Genomic DNA, 11,987 nt, shown 5'->3' with positions numbered 1-11,987 from the left:
GAGCCCGGTATCGCCGGGTTCGTGATACTGCGCGATGAAGATACTGAGAGCCAATGAAATGGAAGAGGGTGATGGCGCCAGGGTGCGTCGCCTGTTTCCTGTTGCTGGCTGTCGAAATGCCGACCCGTTTGTTTTGTTCGACGAATTCCGGGTAACACCGCCCGCCGGCTTTCCGCCGCATCCTCATCGTGGATTTGAAGCCATTACCTACATGTTTGATGGCAGTTTTCGTCATGAAGACAATCTCGGCAATCGCAGCACTGTCAGCCGGGGTGGTGCCCAACGTTTTACCGCGGGCCGCGGTCTTGTGCATTCGGAGACACCTGGAGGCAGCACTGTCAGCCATGGCATCCAGCTCTGGATAAACCTGGCCAAGGCCAAAAAGAAAATCGCGCCTGAATATCAGCAAGTGAACGCGGATGCGTTCCCGGAAGTGACGAAGGGAAATGTTTTTATCCGGACTATCGTTGGTAAGGGATCCCCACTCAAACTGAAAACGCCGGTAGTGTATCTGGATATCAGCTTCACTGATGCTGACAGTTACACGATTGACCTGCCTGCTGCGTCACGGCAGTTGCTGATTTACGTGGCTTCGGGCCAGGTTGAGATGGAAGGAGTCAGGCTCGAGGCAGGACAGGCCGCCCTGAATCCGAAAACAGTGCCGGTCCAGGTACATGCCGACGGCAAGGCAAGGCTGATCGCCTTGTCCGGACATATTCACGGTGAGTCGATTTATCAGCATGGCCCGTTCGTTGACTGATTGCAGGCACCACTGGTGCGGATATCAGTTCCGTGGCTCAGGATTCTCAAGCTTCTCCAGCAATCTCCCGAACTGCTTACAGACATCGGTCTGGGTAAAGATACCTTCAAGGTGGTTGTTTTTGGCAATGACAACACAGGAAAGATGATTGTCGGCCATTCGTTTCAGTACACTGCTCAACGGTTCATCTGGCGGGACAATAGCCTCACCGGCAACAGTACACACATCGCGAACCCGTGTATCCGTGCCAATAGAGGTATCAACGCCATGACTTTCCGCGCGCTCAATATCGCGAATACTGATTACTGCTACGATATTCTCGTCCTGCTTGACCGGCATATGACGCAAGCGATATTGGGTAAGCATTACCTTGGCGCTGTTAAGGTGTGCATCAATATCAATAAAATACGGATGCGGCGTCATGACGTCGGCAATTCTGGTCTGGCTTGACATGCTCGTGCTCCTGGTTTGCGATCGACCTCCCTCTGCCTGTCCTGATTTTAAAAGTCGATTAATGAGCGCCGACGCTACAGTTGTGACTTGATGCGCTTGTACGCATCAGCGACTTCGTCGGCAAGCAGGCCCAGGGCAGAAACAACGTCTTCTGATGCTTCCCTGGCTTCTTTGCCGACGGTTTTGATTTTCTGGTCAATTTCGTGCCAGCGCTTTTCCATCTTTTCCCACTCATCGCGGGTTTCGGCTTTTGCCAGGTTGATCTGAACTATCAGTTCGTCGCGCTGGGTTTTGAGTTTTTCAACAGTGTCCTGGATCTTGTTTTGCTGAAGCATGGCAGAATCCTCCCCAATGGTTCCTTTATCAGTAAAGCACTTATCGGGCAGGTCGACTTTGATATGGGTCAGAGCACGATATTGCCTTGGTCGGAAACGATCCGGCCAAAGAGAAACACTATCCAGGTTATGGTTAAGCGTTGTTTGGGTGAGATAAATTGATGGCCGCGGTGCCCGGGGATTTTTCCGGTTTGACCCAGATCTTCAGAGTCTGCCCAAGGCGCAGAATTGAGCGACGGCTAATGGCGTTCCAGCTGGCAATCTGGCCAATATATACCCCATACCGGGTGGCAATGCTCCATAAGGTATCGCCGGCCTGAACCTTGTGCACCACTTCAACATGCCCGGCAGGCGGGGTGGCTGGGCGGCGCAAAACGGGCTTGCTCAGGTTGCCGGCAGTCGCAGCACTAATCGCCCGGCTGGACAACGGAATCAGCAGGCTGTGGCCGGCTCGAATCCGGTTTCCGCGAATGTTGTTAGCCTGCTTGATGGCAGCCACACCAACTCGATAGCTGCGAGAGATTTCGCTCAAGGTCTGGCCGTGACGAATCTTGTGGCGCGTGTATTGAATGCGCTGCTCCGCCGGTAACTCAGCCAGTGCTGTCAGTACCTTGTCTACGTGATCGGTCGGCACGAGCAGGTGGTAGGGGCCATGCGGTGAAGTGGCCCAGCGTGAAAACCCCGGGTTGATGTCATACAGGTCACCAATTGGAATATCGGCCTTTTTGGCGAGAATCGACAAATCGATCTGACCACCAATATCCACCTGGGTGAAATACGGTTCATTGGGAACAGGCGGCAGGGTAATTCCGTACTTGGCCGGATCGGCAACGATATTGGCAATGGCAACGAGTTTTGGCACGTAGTTGCGCGTCTCCGGCTTCAGTTTCTTCAGTGATGAAAAATCCACCGGCAGGCCGCGCTTGGTATTTTGGCGCTGAGCCCACATGACTTTGCCTTCGCCGGCGTTGTAGGCTGCCAGCGCCAGGTGCCAGTCACCGTTAAAATCCTTTTCCAGCTTTTGCAGGTAATTCAGAGCCGCGTCGGTTGCGGCCATGACATCGCGACGGCCGTCATACCACCAGTTCTGATCAAGACCGTAGAGTCGGCCAGTGGACGGGATAAATTGCCACAGACCGGATGCCCGGGCCCGGGAGTAAGCATGAGCCTTGTACGCACTCTCGATGGCCGGGAGCAAGGCAATCTCCATGGGCATGTCACGTTTCTCGACTTCTTCGACAATGTGGTACAGGTACAACGACGCACGTTCCACCATGCGCTTAATGTAATCCGGATTGCTGGCAAACCAGCGCTCATGTCGCGCTATGTAGGGGTTATCCAATGGTGCCAATTTGTAGCCGACACGAATTCGATCCCAAAGATTGTCACTTTCGCGGCCAGCCTGGATTCGGGATAACTCCGGGTTTGTCGCGGACGTGGGTGCTTCAGTGGAGGGTGTCGTGGATTCCGGTGTTTCGGAGGGAACCGTGCTGCAGCCTGTGACCAGCCAGGCCAGTAGTGCGGCAGTTACTTTCAAATGGGTATGCAACTGGTTGTTTCCTGATGATTTTTGTCGTGTTGATGTGAATACTAGAAAACCTGACCCCCAAGGTCAACGTGAATCATCATTGAAAGCCATCCTTCCATCGACGCAAGTGGGTGAATATGTCTGTCTCGTTGAGTCCGTCCTCGAGGCCAAAATGTTCGAGGGTGCTGGCAATCACGGTTCCTTGGTCGGTTCTCAGAAACGGATTGACCAGTTTCTCGGTTTTCATCGAGCTGGGCAAGGACGGCAGCCCCTGTGCTCGAAGATTTGTAACTATCTGAATATATTCGTGAATATTGAGATTTGTCGGTTCAACGGTCAGGGCAAAGCGGAGGTTGCTGGCGGTATATTCGTGTGCACAATGGATTTGAGTGGTGTCAGGCAGTAATCTGAGTCGTGCCATGGAGCCTGCCATTTGATTGGCGGTGCCATCAAATATACGGCCACAGCCGGCAGAAAACAGGGCATCGCCACAAAACAAATGTTCTTCGGCCAGGTAGGCAACGTGATCGTGTGTATGGCCACCGACATCCAGTACCTGGATATCCAGGTTCAGCGCCGTGATATGGAGGGATTCTCCTGGCGTGACTGGCTGGTCGACCTGCGGTATGCGTGCCGGGCCGTACACCGGGCAGGGCATGTTTCGGACCAATTCTTCGACGCCGCCAATATGGTCGTGATGGTGATGGGTGAGCAATATGCCTGCAGCCCTCAGCTCGTGGTCAGCCAGTGATGTTTCCACCGGGTATGACTCGCCGGGGTCAACAATCAGGGTTTCGGCCTGCCCGGGTCGATGAATCAGCCAGACATAGTTGTCTGCCAGGGTCGGGACATGTAAAACTTGCAGCATATTCAGAAGTTTGGCCATGTCCTTAGTCGGAGTCAATGACGACAAAGACGTGGGTATTTGATTGGTCGGTCAAGAAATCCATTTACGCGCACCACGCGCTCGGTGACAGGTTTGCAGTGAATCGAAATATGGAACAAAGGCAGCAATTGCTCCGCTGGTTTGATACGCCGCTTGGACGTTCTCTGCAGGCCGTTGAGGCCAGCTATCTGCGTGCAACGCTCGACCAGTTGTACGGTTCCACGGCTATTCAACTGGGCCGGCTCGGGCAACTGGACATGCTCGAAGGCACGCCGGCCGCCAAGCGCTGGGTGCTGGATAGCTGGGCACCTACCGATCGCTGCGACCTGTTGTCCAGGGCCCATGAAATCCCGCTTGATGGCAAAAGTGTTGATGTGGCGTTGTTACCGCATACGCTGGATTTTTCCGAACAACCTCACCAGGTGTTGCGTGAAGTGCACCGGATTTTGCGCCCTGAAGGACATGTAGTGTTGCTAAATTTCAACCCGCTCAGCTTGTGGGGGCTGAAGCGGCTGGTCAATCGCAAGCGCGAGATGCCTTGGCAGGGCAACTTTTTTGGTTTGTCCCGGATCAAGGACTGGCTGGCCTTGCTGGAATTTGAAACTACCCAGGGCAGGATGATTTATTATCGGCCACCCCTGCAAAACGAAAAAATGCGTGATCGAATGTTTTTCATGGAAAAAGCCGGCGATCGCTGGTGGCCTATGGGAGCGGCGGCCTATATGGTGGTGGCGAAGAAGCGTGTCGCTGGCATGACACCGATACAACCTGAGTGGAGCCGAAAATTACGGGTTGGCAATGGCATGGCGGAGCCGGCTGCCAAGGTGATTTACCCGAGCGTGCCACAATGGCGATTGCATCGCAGTAAATGAGCAAGGTGGAGATCTATACCGACGGCGCCTGTCGGGGTAACCCGGGGCCGGGAGGCTGGGGCGTAATTCTGCGTTATGGCACCCATGAGAAAGAACTCTACGGCGGAGAAGTCGAGACTACGAATAATCGAATGGAGCTGATGGCGGCGATTCGGGGTCTGGAGAGCCTGACGCGGCAGTGCGAAGTGGATCTGACCACGGATTCCAATTATGTGCGCCAGGGCATTACCGAGTGGGTCGCCAAATGGAAAACCAATGGCTGGCAAACCTCGGGGCGGAAACCGGTGAAAAATGTGGACCTGTGGCAACAACTTGACCAGGCGGCGGCAAAACACCGGGTGCGCTGGCACTGGATCAAGGGGCACAGCGGCCATGCCGAGAACGAGCGGGCCGATGCACTGGCCAATCGCGGAATAGATGAGCTATAGCCCGGCGAGTAACTGGTACAATAATGATTGCCCTGGCTGTTAGAATTACAGAATCTCAAAACAAACAAAGAGAAATCAATGCGACAACTGGTGCTGGATACGGAAACTACCGGTCTTGAACCCGAAGCAGGTCATCGAGTCATTGAAATCGGCTGTGTTGAACTGGTTAACCGTCGGTTAACCGGTAATAACTACCATCAATACATTCAGCCTGACCGGGAAAGCGACGAAGCGGCGCTGGAAGTGCATGGCATCACTTCGGAGTTTCTTGCCGACAAACCGAGATTTGAGGATATTGTTGACGACTTCATCGAGTTTGTTCGTGATGCCGAACTGATAATCCACAATGCTCCGTTTGACGTTGGATTTATTAACCATGAATTCAATCTGCTGCGTCGTGCCGGGAAGCAGGATTTGCCGACATTGCAGGAGCTTTGCCGGGTTACCGACACGCTGGTAATGGCGCGTACGCTGCACCCGGGGCAAAAAAACAACCTCGATGCACTGTGTCGACGTTATGAAATTGACAATAGTCAGCGCACCTTGCACGGGGCTCTACTCGACTCGGAAATTCTTGCTGATGTGTACCTGGGCATGACTGGTGGTCAGACTGGCTTGTTTGAAGATCGGCTGGGGCAGAGTAAAACCGATGAAAATATTAGCAAAATCATAAGGTTATCGCCTGATCGGAAGCCGTTGCCGGTGCTGAACGCGTCTGCGGACGAGCTGGGGGCTCACCACCAATGGCTGGAAAAGCTGGATCAGGCGGCAGGTGGCGCCAGTTTATGGAGAGAGCTGGGCCTGGATTAAAAACATTATAAATATCAGGAATTATTGTAGAAATTCCGGTGATTTGGTTAATTGCCTCGTAATTGACTGTTTTTTTACTATAACTATTCGATAGCAGGTCCAGCAGGATCAGGGTGCAATCCTGGAAACATTAAGGACCCAAAGCCATCAGGGAAAAGAATCAAAGAGAGGTTTCAGATGTCGTGTTCTCATGCCAGTGGATGTGCCTTGTATCCACAAATCTCGTTAAGCAGTGCACTGAAAGTCTGGCAGGTATTCTACTGCGAAGGGGATTTCAGCAAGTGCGCGCGATTCCAGGCTTCCAGCAGAGGTGAGGCGGTTCCAGCCAACCTTTTGCCCAACGGCAAGAAACTTGAGTTCCAGAGTTCATCTGACAAGGACTCTGATGCCCAGACCCTGGCCATGGCGTCAGCAGCCAAGGAGGACTTGAGTTCCTCGTCCTCCGGTTCGGCGTTGGCCCAGCTGCAGGAAGCCATGGATGCCATGTCGTCCAAATCGCCTTCAGGACGTTCTGAATCCAGGCCGGTGCCAGCTGCACCCGTTGCCACGAAGAGCCAGGAATTGGACCTGGATCTCGATATGGATCATCTTAATGATAAAGTTTCCGGGTCTGTGCTCGGCAGCCCGGCCTCTGCCGGATCGGGTTCATCTTCGACGGTGGTGAATCCTGCCGTTACCAAGGGTGAAACCTCATCTTATTACCTGCGACTGCGTGCCAGGGATGAATCCGGTGTAATGGCAAAGGTAATTCAGGCGCTTGGCAAGCATCGTATTTCCGTGGATGCCATGGCGCAAAAGAAAGTATCGCCAAGCCAGCCTGACACGGTACTGATTATTGTCACCGGCCAGGTGAAACCCGATGTATTTGCAGCAGCGATGGCCGATCTTGCCGTGCTGGATGTGATCAATGGCAAGGTGGTCTCGCTTCCCCTCGAGTATCTTGGCGCAGAGCTGTTCGGGTAATGGTGATCGCTGCCGCAGGAAGGATCTATGGATAACGAGACAAGAGAGCGTCCTCGTAATTGTATGAGTTTGCCAGGCCGGACCGGGCTTCACTTGGTATTATTGTTGGCAGTGTCGCTGGTTTTTGTCGGCGACTCCCTGGCTGCCAGCAAGCGCTGGTGGGCTGCCGCGGTTCGTGACAGTGGTCAGCCCAGGCCGACACTGTACCTTGAGCAGCACGGTATTGCTTCAATGCTCGAGGCAAAGAATTCGGATCGCGCAGTATTCGAAAAACTTGTCATGATTGCCGAGCGCGGTGATGCCACGGCCAAGTATGTGGTGGCCATCGCCTACTTGAGTGGTGTTGGTATCAGCCAGAACCGCGTATCCGCCCGGCGCTGGCTGGGTCGTTCGGCGGATCAGGGTAATGCCCGGGCCCGTGAAGTGCTTGATGGCGATATGCCCTATCCTCATGTGTTCGTGGACGACCCGTCGATAACTCCTCAAGTTTCAGCGACCGCTTCGGCTGAGTCGCCACAGGAAATTGCCCCGGTGCCAGAACCTGTTCCGGCACCAACAAGCAAACTGAACCGCAAGAGCGATACCACGACAAGCCAGGCGGCCAGCGATGACCTGGTGACCGTGTTGCTGAATGCAGTGATGCAGCCGGCAGACAGCCATTTCTGGGTCTGGTGGCTCGGTGGCTTGAGTCTCGGCTTGTTCACTGTCGGATTCTGGGTGGTAACCGGCAATACTCTCGGCGTGTCCTCATCATGGGACCGAATTGTCAGCTATCGTGAAGACAGAAAGCTGCAGGCAGCCAGCAAAATGCTGGCATCGGCATCAGATGCCGATATTGAGCGTGCGATGATGGAAGCGACGCTGGCAGAATTTGGCGATGACCTGCCGGAAGAATTTCGTGAGCAGGCGGCAAGAATAAGCCAGCAGCAGACCCGGGCAACTCCAAGGCAGTCACGGGAGCAGCGGGCACCCTATGGTGCTCATGTCATGTTCCTGTTGTGCATGGCTATTGGCGGCACTATCGCCGCCTACACAGTCGGGGATCTCGAAATTCGTATGGATATGGGCAAGGACTTTATCAGGTTCTTTGGCGATGGCCCGGGAAGCTGGGTTGTGTTACTTGTCGGCGGTTTTCTGATTGGCTTTGGCACACGGATGGGCGGTGGCTGTACCTCCGGTCATGCGCTGAGTGGCTGCAGTCGACTCCAGGTTGGCAGTCTTGTGGCGACGGCGTCTTTCTTTGGTATGGCTATCCTGGTTTCACTGCTGCTTGATTCAATGTTTGGTTGAGGATGCAATCATGGCAATAGGGCATTATATCAAGTTCATCGTTTTTGGCCTGCTGATGGGCTATATCGTTGCCCGCATAGGCTTCGCCGATTACAGCGAGGTTCACCGGTTGTTTACGCTGACCGATTACCGCATGTTGATTACCTTTATCGCAGCCGTGCTGGTTGCCATGGTCGGTTTCATCGTGTTTGCGCATGGTAAAAAATTGCAGAAGAAGCCGTTGCACAAGGGAACTATTATTGGTGGCGTGATGTTCGGAACCGGTTGGGCAGTCACCGGGGCCTGCCCAAGTATTGCCGTAATCCAGCTGGGCTACGGGTATATGCCAGCAGTGATCACCGTGCTGGGCATCCTGCTTGGCTCCTGGCTGTATCGCATTGTGCATCGTCGCTGGTTTAACTGGGATACGGGTGCCTGTGACAGTTGATCTTTGTTTTGCGCAGCGCTTTATAGTTTGTGAAATTCAAAGTGACAGCAACCTTGTAGTCAGCCTCGAGGCCGGACGAAGTTCGGACTCCAGGAACCCGGCTAATTGACTGCGTTTCATTTTTCTTCTTGATAATAATTGTTCATTCGCCTGTTGCCTGGTCAGGCAGCAGCGTTTCAGTCCGGTGAGCTTTCGATAGACTGCCAGTTCTCCACGACATTGTTTTATCCGCTTCAGGATAGCCGCTTGTCCGCGAATGCCGAGATCCGGTTGCGGCCCGGCGTGGTTTAGCAGGTTATCGAGCGATGAATAGTGTTTCAGCAGTCGACTGGCAGTTTGTCGGCCTACGCCTTTTATTCCGGGAATACAATCAACACTGTCTCCGGCCAAGGCCAGGTAGTCGGCAATTTGTGGTGGCGCCACCCCGAGTTTTCGTGCAATTGCGGAGGCATCTTGCGGATCGGATTTTCCGAAGTTCCAGAAGCGATCGCGTGATGATTCCAGGCACTGCGCCAGGTCCTTGTCAGCACTGACGATGGTAACCGGCCAGCCACGCGATCGTAGCCGGTAGGCAGCGCTGGCGATCAGGTCATCAGCTTCATAACGGCGGCTGGCGAAACAGCGGATGCCCAACAGTTTCAGAAGCTGTTTGCATAGCTGGAACTGTCGCTCCAGTTCCACTGGCGGGTATTCCCGGTTGGACTTGTAATTTGGATACAGTTCATGCCGGAACGAGCTCCCCAGGCTTTCATCAAAAAAAGCCGCCAGTCGCCGGGCCTGTGTCGCAGCAAGAAAATCAGCAATAAAATGGCCGAAGCCGGTGAGTGCATTCACCGGCATGCCATTGCCGTTGCGAAGGCTGTCTGGTATTCCGAACCATCCGCGAAAGATAAATATACTGGCATCAATGAGATAGACTGGCTGGCGTGCAGGCATGGCAGGTTGTCGGGTATATCCTGTATGAACTCCGGTAGTTTATCACCAAGTGCATTCTGGAATCCGGTGCTTTGGCTTGCTAGACTTCGAACCGGTTTCGCCAGCAGATTTACAGGGTTATCCATGCCATATTTCGTTTACCGTATTTCCCCGGACCGTAAAACACTTGACTTGATTGATGCGCACGAGAGGTTTCGTGATGCCAAAAACCAGGCGCGCGATCTCAGGAAGGCGCAAGAGCCGGGTGACGCCGTGACTGTGCGCGTGATTTTTGCCCAGGATCGACGTGAAGCCGAGGTTCTGCTGAAAGAATCGCACAAGCCATCATCGCCGCTCGAGGAATGGGAAGGCTGATTTCTCCTGGTCTATCGCCGGGCACTTTCTGATCGGCTGGATGGATTGGCAGCAGCAACGTTAGCGGCGCTGACACCTCGGTCGGAAGGCTGATTTTCGCCCATTGATCGTATACACTCGCCGCCATATTTTGATGGTGTCTACGGGGATTTTCATGACCATACGCACGCGATTCGCGCCCAGTCCAACCGGTTATTTGCATATAGGTGGTGCGCGTACCGCACTGTATTCCTGGCTGTATGCGCGTCGTCATGGCGGCACGTTTGTGCTCAGGATTGAAGACACCGACCTTGAGCGATCAACGGCGGAGTCGGTGAACGCCATACTCGAGGGGATGACCTGGCTGGGTCTTGAGTATGACGAAGGCCCGTTTTACCAGACCAGGCGATTCGATCGCTACAAGGAAGTCATCCAGCAATTGCTGGACGAGGACAAGGCATATCACTGCTATTGCTCCAAGGAAGAAGTGGAAGCCATGCGCGAAGAGCAGCGCGCCAAAAAGCTCAAGCCGCGATACGATGGCCGTTGTCGGCACCGTAAAGGTCCGCCACCGGAAGGTATTGAGCCTGTAATCCGGTTCAAAAACCCGGTGGACGGCGTCGTGCTGATTGATGATATGGTCAAGGGCAAGGTGGCGATCCAGAATTCCGAACTGGATGATCTGGTCATTGCACGCCAGGATGGTACGCCCACTTATAATCTTACAGTTGTAGTTGATGACTGGGATATGAATATTACCCACGTCATTCGGGGCGACGACCACCTGAACAATACACCCAGGCAGATCAATATTCTTGAGGCTCTTGGTGCACCGGTGCCGCGTTATGCCCATGTGGCCATGATCCTTGGGCCGGACGGCCAACGGCTGTCCAAGCGTCACGGCGCTGTCAGCGTTATGCAGTACCGGGAAAAAGGATTGTTGCCGGAGGCATTGCTGAACTACCTGGTCAGGCTCGGCTGGTCTCATGGTGATCAGGAAATCTTCAGTATTGACGAGATGACGCAATTATTTGACGTCGAACGGGTGAACAAGGCGGCATCCAGTTTTAATGAAGACAAGCTACTGTGGGTAAACCAGCAGTACATCAAGAGCAGTGATCCGGAACACCTGGCGCATCACCTCGGCTGGTACCTGGGTGAAAAGGGTATCGATCCGGCAAGCGGTCCGGAGCTCCAGGAGGTGGTCAAGACACAGATGGACCGCGCCAAAACACTGGTGGAAATGGCAGATAATTGCGCGTTTTTCTATGTGGCGCCAGAGTCATATGACGAGAAGGATGCTGCCAAGCATCTGAAGCCCGAGGTGCTGCCGGCGATGAACGCGATTCGGGACAGCGTCGCCCGGCTGGAAGACTGGTATCCTGAAGCGATTCACGAAGTCGTCAAGTTTACGGCTGAACATTTCCAGCTGAAAATGGGGCAGGTGGCGCAGCCGGTGCGTGTAGCCATGGTTGGCAAGGCACTGTCGCCGTCTATTGATGTTACGCTGTATTTACTGGGTCGGGATCAGGTTTTGTCACGGCTCGATCGCATGCTTGAATGGTTGGAGTTGCATCAAGAGGGGCGCTAAAAAAGGTCGCAGATTGGATAAATTTCGTCTTGACCTGCAGGGCGTCCGACCGTAAAGTACGCGACCTTTGACGCAGGCCGGAAACGCGGAATGTGATCAGTACATGATCTGGCGTCAAAGCTGAATTTTGGAGTCGCTCGGGATATTCGACCGGGCGGGTTTAAAAAACAGATTTTGGGGCTATAGCTCAGCTGGGAGAGCGCTTGCATGGCATGCAAGAGGTCGGCGGTTCGATCCCGCCTAGCTCCACCATATTATTAATTTATACTCGTTACGAGTAAGACCGATCAGGTCCCCATCGTCTAGAGGCCTAGGACACCGCCCTTTCACGGCGGTAACAGGGGTTCGACTCCCCTTGGGGACGCCACATATCAA

14 protein-coding genes and 2 tRNA genes are annotated in these 11,987 nt (G+C 53.9%); 11 read left to right on the top strand and 5 right to left on the bottom strand.

Translation table 11 applies throughout. The features are described 5' to 3' along the window. The first annotated feature begins 34 nt into the window (after positions 1–34). Positions 35–760 (top strand): pirin family protein, encoded by a 726-nt coding sequence (locus OEZ10_12810; GenBank protein ID MDH5633859.1) that lies wholly within the window; start codon positions 35–37, stop codon positions 758–760. A 24-nt stretch (positions 761–784) separates the two neighbouring features. Here the strand turns inward: OEZ10_12810 and OEZ10_12805 are convergent, their stop codons facing one another. The 4 genes from OEZ10_12805 to gloB form a co-directional block, all read right to left on the bottom strand. Continuing rightward, positions 785–1,213, bottom strand: coding sequence for a CBS domain-containing protein (locus tag OEZ10_12805; protein ID MDH5633858.1), 429 nt, complete (start codon positions 1,211–1,213; stop codon positions 785–787). A 74-nt stretch (positions 1,214–1,287) separates the two neighbouring features. Beyond that, positions 1,288–1,548, bottom strand: coding sequence for a hypothetical protein (locus OEZ10_12800; GenBank protein MDH5633857.1), 261 nt, complete (start codon positions 1,546–1,548; stop codon positions 1,288–1,290). Between the two features lie 133 nt (positions 1,549–1,681). Continuing rightward, entirely contained in the window at positions 1,682–3,085 is a 1,404-nt protein-coding gene (locus tag OEZ10_12795; protein ID MDH5633856.1) for a LysM peptidoglycan-binding domain-containing protein, read from the bottom strand. An 88-nt stretch (positions 3,086–3,173) separates the two neighbouring features. Continuing rightward, complete coding sequence (gene gloB / locus OEZ10_12790; protein MDH5633855.1) at positions 3,174–3,962, bottom strand: hydroxyacylglutathione hydrolase; 789 nt, start codon at positions 3,960–3,962, stop codon at positions 3,174–3,176. A gap of 17 nt (positions 3,963–3,979) precedes the next feature. Here gloB and OEZ10_12785 point away from each other — a divergent pair, with 17 nt between their 5' ends. From OEZ10_12785 to OEZ10_12760, 6 genes are all read left to right on the top strand, one after another. Beyond that, positions 3,980–4,834: a class I SAM-dependent methyltransferase gene (locus tag OEZ10_12785; protein MDH5633854.1), complete on the top strand. Its 855-nt coding sequence runs from the start codon at positions 3,980–3,982 to the stop codon at positions 4,832–4,834. Beyond that, positions 4,831–5,262: a ribonuclease HI gene (gene rnhA / locus OEZ10_12780; GenBank protein ID MDH5633853.1), complete on the top strand. Its 432-nt coding sequence runs from the start codon at positions 4,831–4,833 to the stop codon at positions 5,260–5,262. Before OEZ10_12785 ends, rnhA begins: the two co-directional genes overlap by 4 nt. 78 nt (positions 5,263–5,340) lie before the next feature. Further along, on the top strand, positions 5,341–6,072 hold the full coding sequence (dnaQ, locus tag OEZ10_12775; protein ID MDH5633852.1) for a DNA polymerase III subunit epsilon: 732 nt from the start codon (positions 5,341–5,343) through the stop codon (positions 6,070–6,072). A gap of 177 nt (positions 6,073–6,249) precedes the next feature. Beyond that, positions 6,250–7,035, top strand: a complete 786-nt coding sequence (locus tag OEZ10_12770) for an ACT domain-containing protein (protein MDH5633851.1) — start codon at positions 6,250–6,252, stop codon at positions 7,033–7,035. A gap of 111 nt (positions 7,036–7,146) precedes the next feature. After that, complete coding sequence (locus tag OEZ10_12765; GenBank protein ID MDH5633850.1) at positions 7,147–8,325, top strand: YeeE/YedE thiosulfate transporter family protein; 1,179 nt, start codon at positions 7,147–7,149, stop codon at positions 8,323–8,325. Between the two features lie 10 nt (positions 8,326–8,335). Further along, complete coding sequence (locus OEZ10_12760; GenBank protein ID MDH5633849.1) at positions 8,336–8,752, top strand: YeeE/YedE family protein; 417 nt, start codon at positions 8,336–8,338, stop codon at positions 8,750–8,752. Between the two features lie 36 nt (positions 8,753–8,788). Here OEZ10_12760 and OEZ10_12755 read toward each other — a convergent pair whose 3' ends face one another. Beyond that, positions 8,789–9,688 (bottom strand): hypothetical protein, encoded by a 900-nt coding sequence (locus OEZ10_12755; GenBank protein ID MDH5633848.1) that lies wholly within the window; start codon positions 9,686–9,688, stop codon positions 8,789–8,791. Positions 9,689–9,811: 123 nt separating this feature from the next. Between OEZ10_12755 and OEZ10_12750 the strand changes: the two genes are divergently transcribed. The 4 genes from OEZ10_12750 (at position 9,812) to OEZ10_12735 (ending at position 11,979) form a co-directional block, all read left to right on the top strand. Beyond that, positions 9,812–10,042: a hypothetical protein gene (locus OEZ10_12750; GenBank protein MDH5633847.1), complete on the top strand. Its 231-nt coding sequence runs from the start codon at positions 9,812–9,814 to the stop codon at positions 10,040–10,042. 154 nt (positions 10,043–10,196) lie between these two features. Then, entirely contained in the window at positions 10,197–11,612 is a 1,416-nt protein-coding gene (gene gltX / locus OEZ10_12745; protein ID MDH5633846.1) for a glutamate--tRNA ligase, read from the top strand. A 176-nt stretch (positions 11,613–11,788) separates the two neighbouring features. After that, positions 11,789–11,864 (top strand) — tRNA-Ala (locus OEZ10_12740). Between the two features lie 39 nt (positions 11,865–11,903). Next, a tRNA-Glu gene (locus OEZ10_12735) sits at positions 11,904–11,979 on the top strand. Positions 11,980–11,987 lie beyond the last annotated feature (8 nt).

This window comes from Gammaproteobacteria bacterium, assembly GCA_029880545.1.
In the GTDB taxonomy this organism is placed as follows: domain Bacteria; phylum Pseudomonadota; class Gammaproteobacteria; order Acidiferrobacterales; family SZUA-150; genus JAOUOD01.
The sequence above is the reverse complement of the archived record's forward strand: the minus strand, read 5'-3'. Positions and strand labels throughout refer to the sequence as shown.